The following is a 17,631-nucleotide window of genomic DNA, read 5'->3' on the forward strand; positions in this document are numbered from 1 at the left end:
CGCGGCCCGGCGCGTCTTTACGCGATCCGTTCGAAGAGGCCGGGGTAGTCGGTCACGAGGCCGTCGTCATCGACCGCGATCTCGGCGGTGAAGCCCGTGTCGAGTCCTTCGAAGCGGTAACGCCTGTTCGGCTCGATACATGTATAGGCTTGCGCGACGGCGCTCACCGTCATCTCCGGGACGCGCACGTACGCGACGCGAATCTCGCGCCGCTCGCCCGGCTGCAAGCGCAGGCGGCGGATGGGCAACGTATTGGTGAACGGCGTCGCGATGATGTCCACGTCGATGCAGCCGTTGAGCGCTTCGTGCGGCGCGCCGTGCTCGTCGGTCCACGCGTGCGCGCGATGCAGATCGATCGACCCGCCGCCGGCTAGCTTCACGGCAAGCCGCGTGACCTGCCAGCGCGCATCGCACTCGATGCGGTAGGTGATGCCGAACGCCCCGGCCTCGCCCTCGCCCACGACGACACTTTCGATGACGACGCCATCGGACCGCTCATCGAGCACGAGGTGCTCGAGCCCTCGACCGTCCCGCTGCATCCATCGCGCTTGTTTCATGATGTGCCTCGATTCGTAAGCCGGCTCACGAACAGCATACAACGCGACGCGAAGGCTTTCGATCGGCATTCGATCTTCGATGCGCTCGACGGAGAAAAACATCGCACGGTATACTTCGTGCATCTCAAAAACGAGGCGCGCTTCTCCCTGCGATGCGCGTCCGTGCTCCATCTCGTTCCCTGCCGACAACGCCCATCGTGACTGCATGAAACCCTTGATCGCCCCTGCGCTGTGCGCGCTTCTGCTTTCGGCGTCGCTGTTCCAGATCGTTCAGGCTCAAGAGACGCCCGACCCTACCGAAGACTATTCGTATCTCACGCGCCTGCATGTGCCCGATACCGTCGTGCAATGCGTCGCGGCTTTCGACCGCTGGGTCGAAAACGCGCCGAAGTACGACACGCTGATCGTGCCGGACCGCCGCGTGTTGTCCGCGAAGATCGACGACGACACGGCGATCCTGAGCCCCGCCAATCCCATTCCCGTCGACAAGGTGATCTTGATGCGCGCGTTTGCCAAGGCGCGCGGCAAGGCGCAATGGATGCGCGTCGATAGCCGCTGCGGCGTGCGCGACGGACAAGTGGTCGGCGTCTCGCTCACGCCGAACATGAAGCCGCAGATCGTGCGATGAACGGCGGCAAGCGTCGTGTTTATAAGCCTGCTTCGTAAATATTTCAGGCAACACTTTTGCTTACAAACGAACACGGCTTGTCATTTTGCTAACAGCTAAATTGGTTTCCACGGATTCACACGGAGAAACCCATGAAGAAGTTAGCGATTCTTGCGGTACTGAGCGTGGTGTTGGGAAGCACGCTGTCGGGCTGCATCATCGTGCCCGATGGAGGCGGCTATCACCACCATCACGACTATTACCGCTAAAGCCGGAACGGTCTGACACGCTGCGAACCATTTACTTGAAGGAGCCAATCATGTTCGACATGACAAAGAAGAGCCTGCTTATCGCTTCCGTTGCCGCTTCGCTCGGCTTAGGTCTCTTGAACGTCGCATCCGCTGATGTTCATCACGGGCATCACCATGCCGTGAAAGTGGGCTGGCACGGCGATCGTTACTGGGACGGGCACCGCTATTGGCAGCGCGCGGAGTGGGAACGTCATCACATGCATCACGGTTGATCCCGGGCTTCGCTCGATAGAAAGCCGCAGCGCATCGGGTCGCTGCGGCTTTTTGTTTTCTCGGCGGGTCGTGCTGGGACCTGTTGGACCGGATGGTGCATTCGAGCAGCCCGAGCGTGAGCGTCTTCGCGCACGAGACCGCGTTGGAGCCTACGCGGTCTGATTGTTCCTCATGTCGATCAATCCCGTAACGGCACCCATCGCGCCACCATGCCGATTCTGCAGAATATATTCTTGCTTCATGCGTGAGAACGATAGACCGACTGTTTCGATTGCGTAACCGCCGTCAGCCGAAGGCAAGACTTTTTGTGATTACCACATCGGACATCGTGATTCGATAGAACGTAAACGGCAACCCGCCCGCTTTGCGCATCGAGAGTTTGACTTCGCTGATGTGCTTGCCCTGGAAGCAGAAGGCCGCGAGCGTCGGTGATGCGCAATCTACCTCGTGCTGAAACACGAGATCGGACACTGAGGCTTTGCTTGCGCCGCCGCCGGAGCCTGACAGCATGCGTGCATCTTGTTCGATGAGAAACTGTCAGTGAATTACGTCGATGGCGTTGGGGAAGTCCGCATCTTGTGACTCGCCTTTGATGCCGTCGAGCTGGATAAAGATGTCTGAAGTCATTCGAGATGTCCTATTACCTACGGCGTACTGGGTTCATTCGTGCGCGTTTCGTGCCTCTGTGCTCACCGGCGCTGTGTCGCGCGCCACCACTTCGCAACACGCCACAAACAAAGCAGGCCGATGCTCGCAACCATCCAGCAAACCAGAAACGTTGCTAGAAGACTGGTGTCGATAATGTCTTCGATGGGAGGATCGTTAGCGCCAAACACGGCCAATAGACGGCGCGTGGCAACGTCCATCCAATAAGGCATCTCGTCCTCACGGATTACGATGGCTCGGGTGAGCCACACGCCCCCCATGACCGAGCCGATCACAAAGATGCCACCTAAGGCCGCGCGCCGAAGAAGGGTTGATGTACGCGGAGTCATCATCGAACCGTCACCGTGCCGTATGCTTTCATCGAGGATCCGGGCACCGACAAAACTGGCGGCGAACGCCGGATGAATCGTTGTAACAGTTCGAATTCAGCGGGATTCACTAAAGTAATGCAGCCTTCGCTAAGTTCGCGTCGGCCTTCTGGATGCAAGCGAAAGTTTCGACGCGCGACGCCGTTCACCATCGTTACGTTGCCGCTTTTCGGATTCCACAGCGGAACCATTTCGTGCGGTCGGCCGAAGCTATCGGTGAGAGGATGTCGCGCATTCTCCCGAGCAGTCCGCCGGATTGCCGGTCCACTAGATAATAGATTCCCGGCGGTATCGGCCCGACGTCGGGCGTCTCAATCCGTGCCGGATTATCCCGGCCTTCTTTTTGTCCCGAGAACGCCTCTACCGTTCCATACCCCTCACACACGAGTGTGGAAGTGCGGCGATTATTTAATGTGAAGACGCAGCGAACCGGCATGCTCAAGACCTTGCTGTTTCGCGCTCAGCGCTACGAGAATGGGGAACCGTGAGATATCCATCGCCGCGGCGCTCATTCTCATTCTTCTCGGCGCGCAAGAGCGGGAGCCTCTCCACGAACCGCATAGACGAACGGTTTCCGCAAATGATCGCGCTGGTTCGGCTTGATGACCTCATAAATTCTTGCGACAGCGCAGTTATCTCGGAGCTAATTAGCCGAATGGCAACGAACCGAGCACCGCGCAAGTCGTCACCCGGATCTTGCGTAGCACGCACATGAACACCCTTAATCATATTAAGCATTCCCTATCAATTAAGACATCGGCGCCGTAAGAGTAGCGCTAACGAAGAATGCTATGTATGGATTTCTGTCACTTCACCTGACGCTTGCGCCCAACCAGACATTGCGTGAATCCACGCGTCACCAATTCTTCGGATCCCCGCCCAGTTCCTTGCACGTGTCATAGGCGATCGCCTGCAGCTTCGCCTGCCCGATTTGCCCGGAGAGCGCATAGCCGACGCGATCCGATGCCCAGTAGTACGTCGTACGCGGACCGTCGCGCAGCATCCTGACCTTCGCGTCGTTGCGCGCGACGGTGGTCATGTACAGCGTGAGCCGTTCGCCCGATGCGTTCTGATACATGAATTGCGCGGCCGGCCCTTCTTCGCCCGGCAAGAGACGCCCGCCGACGAGCTCGAAGCCGTACTCCGCAAGCGATGGAATCGTGAGCGTCCGGTTGAGCCGCTTCGACAGCCAGTTCACGAGATGATCCTGCTGTGACGCCGCCACTTCCACCGCGTGCCGCTGCTCGGGCGCATACACCGCGTAGGCGATATCCGCGCGCTCAGCGAAACGCGCACGTGGCTCGCCCAAAGAAGGCAGCAGCATGTGCATGAGAAATCCGCACGCGATACCGACGACGAGAAGGCACGCAGCCAGCAGATAACGTTGCCTCGCGGGCGGCCGCATCACGACGATCTGCGGCTCCGCCCGTTCCGCCGCGAACAGCGCGCGCAACGCGTTGTCCTGCGCGCGATAAGCGGCCACCGTCGCTTCGCAGGCGGCGTCGTTAGCGATGCGCACGGCGGTCGCGTCGCGTTCGTCGCCGGGCAACTCGTCGTCGATATAGGCGGAGAGCGCCTGCAACGCGCGCTCGTTGTCGTCGGCCGGGCGGTCTTGATTCGTCATGAGCGGCTCACCACTTTCAACGGCGCAGGACGCTCCTTCTCTTCGCCCAGCAAGACGCGCATATGTTCGCGCGCCCGCGAGAGGCGCGACATGACCGTGCCCGCCGGCACGTTCAGCACCTGCGACGCTTCCTGATAACTCATTTCCTCGACGCATACGAGCAGCATCACTTCGCGCTGCTCGACCGGCAGACAGTACAGCGCGCGCTGCACGTCGCGCAGCACGAGGCCATCGACTTCGCCGCGCGGCGCGGCCATCTGCCGCCAGGGCGCGGTTTCATCGTCGACGGCAATATCGCGGCGTCCCCGCAACTGGTCGATATAGATGTTGCGCATGATCGTGAAAAGCCATGCGCGCAGATTCGTGCCCGCGCGGAACATGCTCGCGCGGTTGAGCGCGCGTTCGGTGGCATCCTGCACGAGGTCGTCGGCCCACGCGCGATCGCCCGTCAGTGCGCGCGCATAGCGGCGCAACTGCGGGAGGTGCGCGAGAAGATCGTGCTCGAAGTTCACGAGCGTGCTTCCGAGTGTGCTTTATATCGCGCCGGTCACGGCTTCAAGGCTTGACCACGTGCCACACGTTGCGAAAGTTGTCGCCGTTCTTGTCGCCGGGCTTCGTGTCCTTGGCGAACCGGTACACGCGCTTGCCGTCGTAGGCCCATTGCTTGCCGCCGTCGGCCGCTTCGGTCGTCCATTTGCCGCTCGGCTGGTCGGAGTCGCTCGCCATCGCGGCCGGCCACGCCTGCGCGCAGCCGCCAGTGCACGCGCTCGGGCTGCCTTTGGTGTCCTTGTCGAACGTGTAGAGCGTCATGCCGTTTTCGTCGACATACATGCCGTTGGCTTCCTTGGGCGCCGCCGCGAAAGCCGACGACGCGACGCACGCGACGGTTGCGGTGACGCTGACGCTCATCAAAATGTGCTTGTTCATTTCATCTTCCTCGCGAAAAAAGTACGTGGCAGTTTCCGCAGAACGTCCCGCGGCGCTGCGTTATTCCGCGGACGATGAAATAAACCGATGCGGCAGCGCCGACGCATCGCCAGTCAGCATTCGTGAGGTCATGCGCAGTGCGTCGTGCGTCGTGCGGCTCATGCGCCGGCGGCGGCCGCATCGCGCCAGCGGCGCGTATCGCGCAGGGGCGGCGCGCCGAAGAGCCGGCTGTACTCGCGGCTGAACTGCGACGCGCTTTCATAGCCTACGCGATGCGCGGCCGTCGCGGCATCCGCGATATCGAGCAGCATGAGCCGCCGCGCTTCCTGCAAGCGCAACTGCTTCTGATATTGCAGCGGGCTCATCGCGGTCACGGCCTTGAAGTGATGATGCAGCGACGACACGCTCATATGCACGTCCTTCGCGATGTCCTCCACGCGCAACGGCTGATCGAAATGCTGACGCAGCAGCTTGATGGCCTTCGCGATGCGCTGCGTCTGGCTGTCGTTGAGCGCGATCTGGCGCAGCCGCGCGCCGGAGCCGTTCATCAGCAGCCGGTACAGAATCTCGCGCTTGACGAGCGGCGCGACGATCGGCACGTCTTCCGGCGTGTCGATGAGGCGCAAGAGGCGCAGCACGGCGTCGAGCATCGACGTGCCGAGGCGATTGACGAACAGGCCGCGCGAAGCGTCGGTCTGCGTCGCGGGCGGCAGGTTCTGGTCCTGGATCAGCGAGGTGATCTCTTCGACATCGAGGTCGAGCCGCAGGCCGAGATACGGCTCCGAATCGCTCGCGACCGTCACCTGGCCGATCACCGGCAAATCGACGGACGAAACGAGATAGTGCATCGGATCGTAGACGTACACCTCGTCGCCGACGATCACGCGCTTCGAACCCTGCGCGATGAGCGCGAGCGCCGGCGTCTGGATGCCCGGCTTCGGCCCGCCGGGATTCATCACGCGATGCAGGAAAAGGCCCGGCACCGGCGTCTCCGTCGTGCCTTCGCAGCCTACGGTAAAGCGGTCGATCAGCGCGACCAGATCGAGCCGCGCCTGATCGAGCGTGGAGTCGGATGAAACGCGGTGCGTTTCGCGGGAATGATCGTGACCATCTTTTCCGGCGAGGCCGGGCGTGTCGTTCAGCGCCATGGTTTCCGAAGGGACTCGAGCGTGGAAGAAGTCGACATAGCTTACTCGCGCGAGCGCGATCGTGCGCGCAAGCTGCCCCCGCGTTTGCAGGAACAGGCAAGGATTCGACAGGATCAGGCTATGAACGCCGCGCGTTGCCGGACGATACTGCATTGGCGGCACCGAACGCTCGTCGCATTTCAGCGAACGCTTCACGCCTATCGTCCACTCGGGAGCAACCATGCGCTACAGGAAATTCGGCAACACCGGCCTCTTCGTCTCCGAACTGTGCCTCGGCACCATGACGTTCGGCGGCGGTGGCGGCGGCATCTGGGACAACATCGGCCAGCTTCAGCAGGCGGACGCCGACAAGCTCGTCGGCCGGTCGCTCGACGCGGGCATCAACTTCATCGACACCGCCGATGTCTACGCCGACGGCCAGTCGGAAATCATCACCGGACAGGCGCTCAAGAACCTGAAGGTGCCGCGCGAGAATGTCGTCGTCGGGACGAAGATTCTGGGCGAAGCGGGCACCAAGAGCGTGAATTCCCGCGGCGCGTCGCGGTTTCACATCATCGACGGCGTGAAGGCGAGCCTCAAGCGCCTGCAACTCGATCACGTCGATCTCTATCAGATTCACGGCTTCGATCCCGCCACGCCGATCGAAGAAACACTGCGCGCGCTCGATACGCTCGTGCAGCACGGCCACGTGCGCTACATCGGCGTGTCGAACTGGGCGGCTTGGCAGATCATGAAGGCGCTCGGCATTTCGGAGCGGCTCGGGCTCGCGCGCTTCGAATCGTTGCAGGCGTATTACACGATCGCCGGACGCGATCTGGAACGCGAACTGGTGCCGCTGTTGCAAAGCGAAAACGTCGGGCTGATGGTGTGGAGCCCGCTCGCGGGCGGCCTGCTCTCAGGCAAGTTCACGCGCGAAGGCGGCAAGGAAGAAGGCAGCCGCCGCTCGAAATTCGACTTCCCGCCGGTCAACGTCGATCGCGCGTACGACTGCATCGACGCGATGCGCCGCATGGCCGAGGCGAAGAGCGTGTCGGTTGCGCAGATCGCGCTTGCGTGGCTCCTGCACCAGCAGGTGGTGACGAGCGTAATCGTCGGCGCTAAGCGCATCGAGCAACTCGATGACAACATTGCGGCGACGAATGTGCGACTCAGCGAAGACGAACTCGCGGCGCTCAACGAAGTGAGCCAGTTGCCGGCCGAATACCCCGGCTGGATGCTCACGCGCCAGGGCGAATACCGCCGCAACCAGTTGAAGGAAGCGGCGGGCGAGTAAGTCTCGGGCCTGCGAGGGTAGCCGGCAGGCCGGTCAGATGATCGGCTTGCCGCCCGTCACCGCGATAGTCGCGCCGGAGATGTAGCTGCCCTCGTCCGACGCCAACATCACATAAGCGGCCGCGAGTTCGGCGGGCTGTCCGGGGCGCTTCATCGGCACCTGCGAGCCGAAGTTCTTCACCTTCTCGGCCGGCATGGTGGACGGAATCAGCGGCGTCCAGATCGGGCCCGGCGCGACGCAATTCACGCGAATGCCGCGCTCGGCCAGCAACTGCGCGAGTCCGCCCGTGAAGTTCTGAATCGCGCCCTTCGTGCTCGCATACGCGATCAGGCCGGGATTCGGCGCGTCGGCGTTCACGGACGTCGTGTTCACGATCGCCGCGCCTTCCTTCATGTGCGCGAGCGCCGCCTTCGTGATGCGGAACATCGCGCCGATGTTCGTCGAATAGGTCTTGTCCCACTCGTCGTCGCTGATTTCCTCGAGGCTGTCGTAGGTCATCTGATACGCCGCGTTGTTCACGAGCACGTCGAGCCGGCCGAATGCATCGGCCGTCTTCGCGACGATGTCGCGGCAATGCTGGCGATCCGTGATGTCGCCGGGCAGCAAGAGCGCCTTGCGCCCCGCCTGCTCGATCCAGCGCGCGGTTTCCTTCGCGTCGTCGTGTTCGTCCAGATAGGCGATGGCGACGTCCGCCCCTTCGCGCGCAAAGGCGATCGCCACCGCGCGGCCGATGCCGCTGTCGCCACCCGTGATCAGCGCCGCTTTGCCGGCAAGCCTGCCGCTGCCTTTGTAAGTCTCTTCGCCATGATCGGGCTTCGGGTTCATCGCTTCGGTCAGGCCCGGCGTGCGTTCCTGTTGCTGGTCGGCGAAAGGCGGCTTCGGATATGCGCTTGCGTCCATGTCGGTGTCCTCGTGTTGATGAGTCGGGATAAACCCTTGGTCAGCAAGCACCGGACCCGATTTGACGCGGGTTTGCGGCCGTTATCTCAATAATGGATAGGCGCTATCCGCTGTATCGCGTTGCGACATATCGCCACGATGCCGACACTGTACGCACAACATCACGACGCAACGGAGACATTCATGCGTACTCAAGTCGGCATCGTCGGCGCGGGCCCGGCGGGGCTTCTGCTCTCTCATCTCCTTCATCTGCGCGGCATCGAATCGGTCGTGCTCGAAGTGCGCAGCCAGCAGGACATCGAATCCACCATTCGCGCGGGCGTGCTCGAACAAGGGACGATGGACCTGCTCAACGAAGCCGGCCTCGGCGCGCGGATGCAGGCCGAAGGCGCACTGCATCACGGTTTCGAACTCGCGTTCGAAGGACAGCGGCGACGCATTGCCCTGACCGAACTGACCGGCCACTCGATCACGGTCTACGCGCAGCACGAAGTCATCAAGGATCTGGTCGCGGCGCGCATGGCGGCGAACGGTGCGCTGAAGTTCAACGTGTCGGACGTTTCGCTGCACGACTTCGCCGAGAACAGCGACCGCAAGCCGCGCATCAAGTACCGCCACGAGGGACGCGACGAAGAGCTGGAGTGCGACTTCATCATCGGCTGTGACGGCTCGCAAGGCGTCTCGCGCAAGTGCATTCCGGAGGCGGTGCGACAGGACTATCAGCGCGTGTACCCGTTCGGCTGGTTCGGCATTCTGGTTGAAGCGCCGCCCTCGTCCGACGAACTCATCTATGCGCGCCACGACCGCGGCTTCGCGCTTATCAGCACGCGCTCGCCGGGCGTGCAACGCATGTACTTCCAGTGCGACCCGAAAGATTCGGTCGATGCCTGGTCCGACGACCGCATCTGGGCCGAACTGCACGCGCGCGTCGATACGGCGGACGGCTGGCAGATCACTGAAGGGCGCATTTTTCAGAAGAACATCGTCGGCATGCGCAGCTTCGTTTCGACGCCGATGCAGTCCGGCAAGCTCTTCCTCGCTGGCGACGCGGCGCACATCGTGCCGCCGACCGGCGCGAAGGGCATGAATCTGGCGGTGTCGGACGTGCGCGTGCTGACGGCGGCGCTCGTCGGCTATTACGAGGAAAACGACGCGGCCTCGCTTGCCCGTTACACGGAGACGGCGCTCAAGCGCGTGTGGCGCGCCGAGCACTTCTCGTGGTGGATGACGCGCATGCTGCACAAGCTCGACGACAACTCGCCTTTCGAGCAGCGGCTGCAAGTTGCCGAGCTCGAGCATGTGACGACGTCGCGCGCAGCGGCCACCGCGCTTGCGGAGAACTATGTCGGGAGTGTGGCGGTTTGAGTTAGCGTTCGCTTCGCTCCGCGCTGCGTTGTTGGTGAGGCGCTGGGCGTGGCAGTTTGATCAGCGGCTGGACTCCCTCGGCCGCTTGAAGGCCTACTCCCAATCACGCTTCCCTCTCCGACGAGGGCGCCCGGCACCCGTCCGCGCGCCCCCGCGGACTTCACAGCACCGCCACGACCCGCGCATCGCCCTCCACCGACGGCACCACTTGCCCGCCCACACGCCGGAACGTGATGGTGACGTTCTTCTCGCCGATTCGCAGATCCCCGATCTCCAGCCAGTCGATGCCCTCGGGCAACTGCGGCCGGTCGACGCGGATTTCGTCGTTGACCGCGTCGATCGTCACGCCCAGACACGCCTCAAGAATCATGAACGGCGCCCCCGCCGCCCATGCCTGCGGCAGGCACGCCACCGGGTACGCAATGGGCCGCTCGCCGCGCTGCCGCGTGAAGCCGCAAAAGAGCTCGGGCAAGCGCATGTCGAACGTGACGGCCGCCTCGAACAACGATTGCAGCAGGCCAACCGCCGCGCCGCGCTCGCCGTAGCGTGCAAGGCCGCGCGCGCAGATGGCCGAATCGTGCGGCCATACGGAGCCGTTGTGATACGACATCGGATTGAAGCGCGGCTGCCCTGCTGCGAGCGTGCGCACGCCCCAGCCGGTGTGAAAGAGCGCGGATTCCAGTTGACGCGCGACCGCCTCGCCGCGCTTGCGCTCCACGAGGTCGAATGCAAGCAGATGCCCCGCGTTCGACGAGAGCACCCGGCAAAGCTCGTTGCGCCCATCCAGCGCGATGCCGTAGAAGTCCATCTCGGGCATCCAGAAGAGCGCCTCGACGCGTTCGCGTATGTGCTCGGCGCGCCGCTCGAACTCCGCTACCCGCTCATGCTCGCCGCGCTCGCGGGCAAGGCGGGCCATCGTGGAGAACGCCGTTGATGCATAAGCCTGCACTTCCACGAGCGAAATCGGCCCGATCGGGAACTGGCCGTCCGCATGAAACACGGAGTCATGACTGTCTTTCCAGCCCTGATTGGCAAGGCCGTATTCGGTCGCCCGCTGGTAGCTCAAGAGACCATGCGGGTTTCGGTCGCAATGGCGCGCCACCCAGCCGGCGGCCAGTTGCAGCGCCGGCCAGATTTCGTCGATGAGCGCGCGGTCTCCCGTGCGCTCCGCATACGCGCCGGCAAGCACGATGAAAAGCGGCGTGCTGTCCACGCCGCCGTAGTACAGCGCGAACGGCACTTCGCCGGTGGCCGCCATTTCGCTCTTGCGGGTCTCGTGCATGATCTTGCCGACTTCGGCGTCTCTGAACGCCGAGTCTTCGCGCGCCTGATGCGCAGCCAGAAAGCGCAGGACGCCGCGCGCGAGCGTCGGCTGCAGCCACAGCATTTGCAGCGACGTGATGATGGCGTCGCGTCCGAACGGCGTCGAGAACCACGGAATGCCCGCGTACGGGTACGGGCCGGTTTCGAGATCCGTGGTCAGCAAGCCGAGGTCCGCGAGCGACCGGTCGATCCATTCACTGAAGAGCGGATTGCTCGATCTGACGCGGGCGCCGGCGCGGCGCTTGTCGCGCATGCTGCGGTGCGCGTCGACGAGCGCCTCGCGGATGGCCGGCCGTCCCGATTCCGGCGCGCATTCCGGGGCTTCCGCTGCGTTGCGCTTGCTTTCCTCGCTGGCGTCGTTCAGGGCGTGCGTGACCGCCGTGACCGACAAATACACCGAAATCGCCGTCTCCGACTGAATGTGGAGCGCGTAGTCGGCGCGCGTCGGCGAGAGAACGTCCGGGGCGGGCGTGAACTGGATGCGCGCGGTGCGCTCTACTTCGTCCAGTCCGATGTAGCTCAGCACGACTTCCCCGTTTTCGACGGCGGGCGGGCGCAAAGTGCCGCGTTTCGGCCGAATGGTGCCGCGCACTTCGAACATGTCCAGGAAGTCGGCGGCGAACGAGATGGAAAGCGGCACCGTCGACGGTTCCGTGCCGTAGTTCGTGAGCACGATGCTTTCGTGCAGCACGTGTCCCGATAGCACACGTTTGCGCTCGACGTGAATCACGCCCTCCGGCGTGCGTGCCCCGCCGATGGGCGGCAAGGGCCGGTTCGTCAGATGCGCGGTGAACACGGCGTTGTCGCTCGAAACGCTCCCCGATAGCAGCGAAGGCGCGCGGCCGCCGAAGGTCAACACCAGTTCCGAAAGCACGCGCGTGTCGTTGACGAACAGGCCGTCGTCACGACCGCGGATATCGCCGTTGGCGTCGTAGACGGCGAAGGTGTTGCCGGACTTGAGGACGAATTGCCGCTCGGTCGGCTGGTTGACGTTCTCGGTTGGGATGAATGCCTCGTCCGTCGCCGCCAACTGCTGCTGTTGCTGCTGCTGTTGTTGCTGTTGCGTCGGGTTCTGCGTCTGTTGCTTCGTATCCATTGCACCTTCCTGAAAGTGACGTGAAAGGGGCGCCCGATGGCGCAAAGTGGCGATTCGCAGTGCGCCGTGAGCCGTTACAGGCGAACGGCCGGCGGCTCGCGCACGGGTTTCGTGCAGCAGGTGAACCGCTGACCGGCTATCATCGACGGTTTTTCGACCCACCGACGCCTGACCGGTTCTCTCCGCGCGCATGTCATTTCCGCATATCGACTTACTTTATTCCGCTTCCGGGCTGGCGGTCGGCTTTCTCGTCGGGCTGACCGGCGTGGGCGGCGGCTCGCTGATGACGCCGCTGCTCGTGCTCCTCTTCGGTATCCATCCGGCCACCGCCGTGGGAACCGACCTGCTGTATGCCGCCGCCACCAAAACCGCGGGAACGCTCGTCCACGGCCTGAAAGGGTCCGTCGACTGGCGCATCACCGGTAGGCTGGCGGCAGGCAGCGTGCCCGCGGCCGCCGTCACCCTGTACTTCCTGAATCAGCACGGGATTACCTCGCCCGGCACGGCGCGGCTGATTCAGTTGATCCTCGGCACGGCGCTCCTGATAACCGCCGTATCCCTCGTGTTCCGACCGCAGCTCGCGCGCTTCGCTTACCGCAAGGGCCATAGCCGCCCGGAACGGCCCGCGCGCACGGCGGCGTGGACCGTGCTGACCGGCGCGATCCTCGGCACGCTGGTTTCCATTACGTCCGTCGGCGCCGGGGCCATCGGCGTGACCGTCTTACTGCTGCTCTACCCGCGCCTCGCGACGGTGCGCATAGTCGGCTCCGATGTCGCGCACGCCGTGCCGCTCACGCTCATTGCCGGCGCGGGCCACTGGATGATGGGCTCGGTCGACTGGTCGTTGCTCGTGTCGCTCCTCGTGGGTTCGATTCCGGGCATCGTGATCGGCAGCAATCTCTCGTCCAAGGCGCCCGAAGCACTGCTGCGCTACCTGCTCGCCGCCACCCTCGTTCTCGTCGGAATAAAGCTCGTCTTCAGTTGATGTTAGTCACGCGGCTCGGCGGTTTCCAGTCGGCCGAATGTCATAGGCAAAATCGCATGTTCCGGTTTTTTTGCTTATGCCGTTCGGCCGGGTTTCCGTCATCCGGTCGATGCGGCATCATGCGCTGTCAGACCCAACGAGGCGCGAGCGTCAGGCGAGCGTCGTTTTGGCGTCGATCATCCGCGCGCCGGCCGGCGTGTGCATGCAACGAGGAGTCACGCGATGAAACCGAACGACGAGCCGAATCTCGAACTTCCCGCAGCCGACGACGCCCCTGTCGACCCCGCGCGGCGGCGCTTGCTGGCTGCGGGCGTCGGCCTTGCCGGATGGTCGCTCGGCGGCTGCAATCTGTTCGATCACAAGCCGGCCACGCCGAAGACGGCGGCAGACCTTACGCTGGACCGCGCGCTCGCGGCGCATGCGCGCCAGATCGTCGTGATCTACGCCGAAAACCGCAGCTTCACGAATCTCTACGGGGACTATCCGGGCGTGCAGTATCCGCTCTCGGCAGTGACGTCCGCGCAATGCACGCAGTTCGACCGCGACGGCGTGACGCCCCTGCCCACGCTGCCCAAGATCTGGGGCGGCCTGGTGCCGCAGGCTCAGGAAGTGGATGGCAAGCGTTACGCCATTGCGGAACATCAGATCAGCGAGCTGCCCAACGGCCCTTTCCGCCTCATGGACGCGCACGGCGAACCGCTGCCCAACAGCGTCATCACGCGTGATCTGGTGCATCGCTTCTATCAGAACCAGATGCAGATCAACGCCGGGCGCAACAATCAGTTTGCGGCGTGGGGCGACTCGGGCGGCCTCGTCATGGGCCACTATGGGAATTCGCCCGATACGCTGAAGCTTTGGGACCTCGCGCAGCAGTACACGCTCTGCGACAACTTCTTCATGTCCGCGTTCGGCGGCTCGTGGCTGAACCACATCTTCCTGATTTCGGCGCAGGCACCCTTCTATCCGGACGCAAAGAACGGCCCGGCGGCGAAACTGCTGGCTGTCGTCGAAGGCGACGACCCAACCGGCACGCGTCTCAAGCTCGCGCCCGATTCGCCAGGCTCTGCGCTGGACGGCCCGCCGAAGTTTGTCCGCGACGGCGCGCTGACCGCCGACGGCTACGCGGTCAACACCATGTTCCCGCCGTATCAGCCGAGCAACGTGAAGCCCGCGCCCGGCGGCGACCCGCGCTTCGCGGATACGTCGAACGCGCTGGTGCTCCCGCCGCAGACCTACGCGACCATCGGCGACCGCTTGTCGGACAAGGGCGTCGACTGGGCGTGGTACAGCGGCGCGTGGCAATACGCGCTCGATCACCGCGACACCGGCGCGGTGCCCGACTTCCAGTACCACCACCAGCCGTTCAACTACTTTCGCAACTATGCGCCCGGCACGGCCGCCCGCGAGCGGCATGTGCGCGATGCCGGCATCGGCGACGATCCTTCCACGAACAAACTGCTCGCCGATATCGACGCCGGCCGCCTGCCGCCTGTCACGTTCTACAAGCCGCAGGGCAACTTGAACATGCACGCCGGCTACGCGGATGTCGCCTCGGGCGACCGCCACATCGCCAATGTGATCGAGCATATCCGGCGCGGTCCGCAGTGGCAGAACACGGTCGTCATCGTGACCGTCGACGAAAACGGCGGCTGGTGGGATCACGTCGCGCCGCCGAAGGGCGACCGCTGGGGGCCGGGCTCGCGCATTCCGGCGCTCGTCATCTCGCCGTTCGCGAAGCAGGGCTATGTCGATCACACGGTCTACGACACGAACTCGATCCTGCGCTTCATCTCGCGCGTGCATGACCTTGCGCCGCTCGACGGCGTGGCCGCGCGCGACCGGGCGATGGCGGCCAACGGCGAAGCGCCGCTCGGCGATCTGACCAACGCGCTGGATCTCGCTTAAACCGGAGCCGGTTCGACCCACGCACGCGCCGAGATTTCGAGCAGATAGCCGTAATGCAGCGCGCCGACCGGCACGACGGCGCGCGCCGGCTTCCACGCGCCGAAATGACGCGCGTAGATGTCGTTGAACGCCTTCCAGTGCTCGACGCCGACGAGATAGACCGTCACTTCGATGCAGTCCGCGAGCGCTGCGCCCGCCGCTTCGAGCACGGTTCGTAGGTTGCGCAAGGTCTGCTCGGCCTGCTCTTCGAAAGGAAGGTCGCCGGTGTGCGTGCCGTCCGGGCGCACGGGCAACTGGCCCGAGACGCAGATCAGATTGCCGGCGCGCGTCGCATGGCTGTAGTGGCCGGCGGGAATGGGCAGGCCGGGGGCGTTGATCGCTTCGATCGGTGGCATGGTGGAGTCCTGTATCGAGTGGGAGCAGCGGTGCCGTCAGAGCGCCAGCTTGCCCGCGAGAAAGTCGAGGAACGCGCGGGCCCGCGCGGCCATCGACTCGCTTTGGTAATAGACGGCGCTGATCGGCTGGCGAACGTCGCGCAGCGCATCGTCGAGAATCGGGCGCAGGCGGCCCGCTTTGACATCGGCGGCAGTCATGAAGTCGGCGAGACACGCAATGCCGCCGCCGTCGAGTGCCAACTGCCGGATCGTCTCGCCGCTCGACGCGGAAATCGCGGGCTCCACGGTCACGAACTCCGCCTCGCGCCCTCCGCGCGTATTCCGCAGTGGCCAGTCGTTGAGACTCTCGGGCGCCGTGAAGCCGATCAGCCGGGCGCACATGAGTTCGTCGACGTCGCGCGGCTCGCCGTGCTCGGCCAGATAAGCCGGACTGGCGAGCACGCGCAAGCGGCTACTGCCGAGCGCGCGTGCGTGCAGCGTGGAATCCTGCAGCGCGCCGATCCGGATCGCAATATCGACACGCTGTTCCAGCAAGTCGACGATGCGCTCGTTGCTCGTCAGTTCCAGCGAAATATCTGGATAGAGCTCGGCGAACGCTCTGACGTGCGGCACGACGCAATGAAGCATGAACGGCGACGCCGCATCCACGCGCAGCCGGCCCGCCGGGCGCTCGCGGCGTCGGGAAAGCGCTTCCTCGGCGTCGTCCATCGCGGCGAGTATCGCGCGGGCGCGGGTCAGGAACAGCTCGCCTTCGTCGGTGAGTTGCAGCCGGCGGGTCGTGCGGCGAACGAGCGTCGCATCGAGTTTCTTCTCCAGCCGCGTCAGCGTCCGACTCACGCCCGACACCGTCTGTTGCAGGCGTTCGGCCGCCGCCGTCATCGATCCGCTGTCGACGACGGTCACGAACACGAGCAATTCGTCGGTGTTGGTCTTCATGGCGGCGCGTCGATTATTGAATTCCAGTCAAGTTTCCTTTGAGACTAACACGGTTTTTGCGAAAGTCGAAACGGACGATACTGGGCGCACTGGTTCAATCAATGGAGCAACGAATGAATATATTTGTGACTGGCGCGGGCGGTTTTATCGGCGGATCGATTGCGGCGGGGCTGGTTCGTGACGGGCATCGCGTGCGTGGACTCATCCGCCGCGAAGAGCAGCGTGATGCGCTGAAGCGCGCGGGCATCGAGCCGGTCGTCGGCAGTCTGGACGACAGCGCCCTGCTCGCCGATGAAGCGCGAACCGCCGATGCCGTCATCAACGCGGCCAGCAGCGATCATCGCGGCGCGGTCGAGGCATTGGTGCGTGCGCTCGAAGGGTCGGACAAGCCGCTGCTGCACACGAGCGGATCGAGCATCGTCGGGGACGGTTCGGGCGGCGAGGCGTCGGAGGACATCTACACCGAGGCGCAGTTGCCCGAGCCGACCGCCGACAAGGCGCCGCGCGTCGCCATCGACCGTCTCGTGCTCGACGCAGCTAAGCGCGGCGTGCGCTCGGCGGTGCTCTGCAACACGCTCATCTACGGTCACGGCGCGATTCCGGACACCGCGAGCGTCCAGTTGCCGCGTCTCGAGCGGCAAGCGAAGAAGAGCGGCGTGGTCAGGCACGTCGGCCGCGGCTTGAATATCTGGTCGAACGTCCATATCGACGACGTCGTCGATGCGTACCGGCTGGCACTCGCGAAGACGCCGGCGGGCGCGTTCTACTTCATCGAGAGCGGCGAGGCGCAGTTCCGCGACATGACGACCGCGATGGCGAAGGCGCTCGGCTTGCGTGGCCCGGAAGACTGGCCGCTGGAACAGGCGATCGAGGAATGGGGCTACGAGATGGCGTCCTACGGGCTCGGGTCGAACAGCCGCGTGCGGGGCGAGCGCGCCCGCACGCTCCTCGGCTGGCAACCGAAGCGCACGTCGGTGATCGAGTGGATCGAGAAAGAGATGGTGCGCTGATCGGCACCACGCGGCGAAATTG

The 17,631-nt window shown here is 64.0% G+C and carries 21 protein-coding genes; 7 read left to right on the forward strand and 14 right to left on the reverse strand.

Annotated features, from left to right (window positions below):
* Positions 1 to 17: 17 nt before the first annotated feature.
* Positions 18 to 557 carry a putative glycolipid-binding domain-containing protein gene (locus JYK05_RS17045; RefSeq protein ID WP_206468377.1) on the reverse strand — a complete coding sequence of 180 codons (540 nt, stop codon included), beginning with the start codon at positions 555 to 557 and terminating at the stop codon, positions 18 to 20.
* 205 nt (positions 558 to 762) lie between these two features.
* Between JYK05_RS17045 and JYK05_RS17050 the strand changes: the two genes are divergently transcribed.
* Together JYK05_RS17050 and JYK05_RS17055 are read left to right on the forward strand one after the other, a co-directional pair.
* Complete coding sequence (locus JYK05_RS17050) at positions 763 to 1,185, forward strand: BspC domain-containing protein (protein WP_206468378.1); 423 nt, start codon at positions 763 to 765, stop codon at positions 1,183 to 1,185.
* A 298-nt stretch (positions 1,186 to 1,483) separates the two neighbouring features.
* Positions 1,484 to 1,687 (forward strand): hypothetical protein, encoded by a 204-nt coding sequence (locus JYK05_RS17055; protein WP_206468379.1) that lies wholly within the window; start codon positions 1,484 to 1,486, stop codon positions 1,685 to 1,687.
* A gap of 286 nt (positions 1,688 to 1,973) precedes the next feature.
* Here JYK05_RS17055 and JYK05_RS26385 read toward each other — a convergent pair whose 3' ends face one another.
* The 9 genes from JYK05_RS26385 to JYK05_RS17090 form a co-directional block, all read right to left on the reverse strand.
* The gene (locus JYK05_RS26385) at positions 1,974 to 2,198 is read right to left on the reverse strand and encodes a type VI secretion system tube protein Hcp (RefSeq protein ID WP_241269929.1); all 225 of its coding nucleotides are present in this window, start codon (positions 2,196 to 2,198) and stop codon (positions 1,974 to 1,976) included.
* Positions 2,199 to 2,225: 27 nt separating this feature from the next.
* Positions 2,226 to 2,315 (reverse strand): type VI secretion system tube protein Hcp, encoded by a 90-nt coding sequence (locus tag JYK05_RS26390; RefSeq protein WP_241269930.1) that lies wholly within the window; start codon positions 2,313 to 2,315, stop codon positions 2,226 to 2,228.
* 62 nt (positions 2,316 to 2,377) lie between these two features.
* Complete coding sequence (locus tag JYK05_RS17065) at positions 2,378 to 2,686, reverse strand: hypothetical protein (RefSeq protein ID WP_175941737.1); 309 nt, start codon at positions 2,684 to 2,686, stop codon at positions 2,378 to 2,380.
* Entirely contained in the window at positions 2,683 to 2,913 is a 231-nt protein-coding gene (locus JYK05_RS26735; RefSeq protein WP_347879158.1) for a tlde1 domain-containing protein, read from the reverse strand. Before JYK05_RS26735 ends, JYK05_RS17065 begins: the two co-directional genes overlap by 4 nt.
* Positions 2,877 to 3,158 (reverse strand): tlde1 domain-containing protein, encoded by a 282-nt coding sequence (locus JYK05_RS26740; protein ID WP_347879161.1) that lies wholly within the window; start codon positions 3,156 to 3,158, stop codon positions 2,877 to 2,879. Before JYK05_RS26740 ends, JYK05_RS26735 begins: the two co-directional genes overlap by 37 nt.
* Positions 3,159 to 3,578: 420 nt before the next feature.
* Complete coding sequence (locus JYK05_RS17075; protein WP_175941740.1) at positions 3,579 to 4,346, reverse strand: anti-sigma factor; 768 nt, start codon at positions 4,344 to 4,346, stop codon at positions 3,579 to 3,581.
* Complete coding sequence (locus JYK05_RS17080) at positions 4,343 to 4,858, reverse strand: sigma-70 family RNA polymerase sigma factor (RefSeq protein ID WP_175941743.1); 516 nt, start codon at positions 4,856 to 4,858, stop codon at positions 4,343 to 4,345. The genes JYK05_RS17075 and JYK05_RS17080 overlap by 4 nt, the downstream gene beginning before the upstream one ends.
* 43 nt (positions 4,859 to 4,901) lie before the next feature.
* The gene (locus tag JYK05_RS17085) at positions 4,902 to 5,273 is read right to left on the reverse strand and encodes a hypothetical protein (protein WP_175941746.1); all 372 of its coding nucleotides are present in this window, start codon (positions 5,271 to 5,273) and stop codon (positions 4,902 to 4,904) included.
* 158 nt (positions 5,274 to 5,431) lie between these two features.
* Positions 5,432 to 6,421: an AraC family transcriptional regulator gene (locus tag JYK05_RS17090; protein ID WP_175942440.1), complete on the reverse strand. Its 990-nt coding sequence runs from the start codon at positions 6,419 to 6,421 to the stop codon at positions 5,432 to 5,434.
* Positions 6,422 to 6,641: 220 nt separating this feature from the next.
* On the opposite strand from JYK05_RS17090, the gene JYK05_RS17095 reads away from it, so the two are divergent.
* Positions 6,642 to 7,694, forward strand: coding sequence for an aldo/keto reductase (locus JYK05_RS17095; protein WP_206468380.1), 1,053 nt, complete (start codon positions 6,642 to 6,644; stop codon positions 7,692 to 7,694).
* Between the two features lie 33 nt (positions 7,695 to 7,727).
* Here JYK05_RS17095 and JYK05_RS17100 read toward each other — a convergent pair whose 3' ends face one another.
* Entirely contained in the window at positions 7,728 to 8,594 is an 867-nt protein-coding gene (locus JYK05_RS17100) for an SDR family oxidoreductase (protein WP_206468381.1), read from the reverse strand.
* A gap of 183 nt (positions 8,595 to 8,777) precedes the next feature.
* On the opposite strand from JYK05_RS17100, the gene JYK05_RS17105 reads away from it, so the two are divergent.
* Complete coding sequence (locus JYK05_RS17105) at positions 8,778 to 9,959, forward strand: 4-hydroxybenzoate 3-monooxygenase (RefSeq protein ID WP_206468382.1); 1,182 nt, start codon at positions 8,778 to 8,780, stop codon at positions 9,957 to 9,959.
* 160 nt (positions 9,960 to 10,119) lie between these two features.
* On the opposite strand, the gene JYK05_RS17110 is transcribed toward JYK05_RS17105, so the two are convergent.
* Complete coding sequence (locus tag JYK05_RS17110; protein ID WP_175941755.1) at positions 10,120 to 12,378, reverse strand: amylo-alpha-1,6-glucosidase; 2,259 nt, start codon at positions 12,376 to 12,378, stop codon at positions 10,120 to 10,122.
* A 190-nt stretch (positions 12,379 to 12,568) separates the two neighbouring features.
* On the opposite strand from JYK05_RS17110, the gene JYK05_RS17115 reads away from it, so the two are divergent.
* On the forward strand, positions 12,569 to 13,363 hold the full coding sequence (locus tag JYK05_RS17115; protein WP_175941758.1) for a sulfite exporter TauE/SafE family protein: 795 nt from the start codon (positions 12,569 to 12,571) through the stop codon (positions 13,361 to 13,363).
* 222 nt (positions 13,364 to 13,585) lie between these two features.
* Positions 13,586 to 15,268 (forward strand): acid phosphatase, encoded by a 1,683-nt coding sequence (locus tag JYK05_RS17120; protein ID WP_206468383.1) that lies wholly within the window; start codon positions 13,586 to 13,588, stop codon positions 15,266 to 15,268.
* On the opposite strand, the gene JYK05_RS17125 is transcribed toward JYK05_RS17120, so the two are convergent.
* Both JYK05_RS17125 and JYK05_RS17130 read right to left on the reverse strand, forming a co-directional pair.
* Positions 15,265 to 15,663 (reverse strand): RidA family protein, encoded by a 399-nt coding sequence (locus tag JYK05_RS17125; RefSeq protein WP_175941762.1) that lies wholly within the window; start codon positions 15,661 to 15,663, stop codon positions 15,265 to 15,267. The genes JYK05_RS17120 and JYK05_RS17125 overlap by 4 nt on opposite strands.
* Before the next feature lie 36 nt (positions 15,664 to 15,699).
* Entirely contained in the window at positions 15,700 to 16,599 is a 900-nt protein-coding gene (locus JYK05_RS17130) for a LysR family transcriptional regulator (protein WP_175941763.1), read from the reverse strand.
* 113 nt (positions 16,600 to 16,712) lie between these two features.
* Here JYK05_RS17130 and JYK05_RS17135 point away from each other — a divergent pair, with 113 nt between their 5' ends.
* Positions 16,713 to 17,609, forward strand: coding sequence for an NAD-dependent epimerase/dehydratase family protein (locus tag JYK05_RS17135; protein WP_175941765.1), 897 nt, complete (start codon positions 16,713 to 16,715; stop codon positions 17,607 to 17,609).
* Positions 17,610 to 17,631 lie beyond the last annotated feature (22 nt).

It is taken from the genome of Caballeronia sp. M1242 (assembly GCF_017220215.1).
Classification (GTDB): Bacteria; Pseudomonadota; Gammaproteobacteria; order Burkholderiales; family Burkholderiaceae; genus Caballeronia.

Excerpts from the sequence above, each read along its gene's own strand:
- JYK05_RS17130 (WP_175941763.1), bottom strand. The coding sequence starts at position 16,599 with ATGAAGACCAACACCGACGAATTGCTCGTGTTCGTGACCGTCGTCGAC.
- JYK05_RS17055 (WP_206468379.1), top strand. The coding sequence starts at position 1,484 with ATGTTCGACATGACAAAGAAGAGCCTGCTTATCGCTTCCGTTGCCGCT.
- JYK05_RS26390 (WP_241269930.1), bottom strand. The coding sequence starts at position 2,315 with ATGACTTCAGACATCTTTATCCAGCTCGACGGCATCAAAGGCGAGTCA.
- JYK05_RS17105 (WP_206468382.1), top strand. The coding sequence starts at position 8,778 with ATGCGTACTCAAGTCGGCATCGTCGGCGCGGGCCCGGCGGGGCTTCTG.
- JYK05_RS17100 (WP_206468381.1), bottom strand. The coding sequence starts at position 8,594 with ATGGACGCAAGCGCATATCCGAAGCCGCCTTTCGCCGACCAGCAACAG.
- JYK05_RS26385 (WP_241269929.1), bottom strand. The coding sequence starts at position 2,198 with ATGCTGTCAGGCTCCGGCGGCGGCGCAAGCAAAGCCTCAGTGTCCGAT.
- JYK05_RS17135 (WP_175941765.1), top strand. The coding sequence starts at position 16,713 with ATGAATATATTTGTGACTGGCGCGGGCGGTTTTATCGGCGGATCGATT.
- JYK05_RS17125 (WP_175941762.1), bottom strand. The coding sequence starts at position 15,663 with ATGCCACCGATCGAAGCGATCAACGCCCCCGGCCTGCCCATTCCCGCC.
- JYK05_RS17115 (WP_175941758.1), top strand. The coding sequence starts at position 12,569 with ATGTCATTTCCGCATATCGACTTACTTTATTCCGCTTCCGGGCTGGCG.
- JYK05_RS17120 (WP_206468383.1), top strand. The coding sequence starts at position 13,586 with ATGAAACCGAACGACGAGCCGAATCTCGAACTTCCCGCAGCCGACGAC.
- JYK05_RS17090 (WP_175942440.1), bottom strand. The coding sequence starts at position 6,421 with ATGGCGCTGAACGACACGCCCGGCCTCGCCGGAAAAGATGGTCACGAT.
- JYK05_RS17085 (WP_175941746.1), bottom strand. The coding sequence starts at position 5,273 with ATGAACAAGCACATTTTGATGAGCGTCAGCGTCACCGCAACCGTCGCG.
- JYK05_RS26740 (WP_347879161.1), bottom strand. The coding sequence starts at position 3,158 with ATGCCGGTTCGCTGCGTCTTCACATTAAATAATCGCCGCACTTCCACA.
- JYK05_RS17045 (WP_206468377.1), bottom strand. The coding sequence starts at position 557 with ATGAAACAAGCGCGATGGATGCAGCGGGACGGTCGAGGGCTCGAGCAC.
- JYK05_RS17095 (WP_206468380.1), top strand. The coding sequence starts at position 6,642 with ATGCGCTACAGGAAATTCGGCAACACCGGCCTCTTCGTCTCCGAACTG.
- JYK05_RS17065 (WP_175941737.1), bottom strand. The coding sequence starts at position 2,686 with ATGATGACTCCGCGTACATCAACCCTTCTTCGGCGCGCGGCCTTAGGT.
- JYK05_RS17110 (WP_175941755.1), bottom strand. The coding sequence starts at position 12,378 with ATGGATACGAAGCAACAGACGCAGAACCCGACGCAACAGCAACAACAG.
- JYK05_RS26735 (WP_347879158.1), bottom strand. The coding sequence starts at position 2,913 with ATGGTTCCGCTGTGGAATCCGAAAAGCGGCAACGTAACGATGGTGAAC.
- JYK05_RS17075 (WP_175941740.1), bottom strand. The coding sequence starts at position 4,346 with ATGACGAATCAAGACCGCCCGGCCGACGACAACGAGCGCGCGTTGCAG.
- JYK05_RS17050 (WP_206468378.1), top strand. The coding sequence starts at position 763 with ATGAAACCCTTGATCGCCCCTGCGCTGTGCGCGCTTCTGCTTTCGGCG.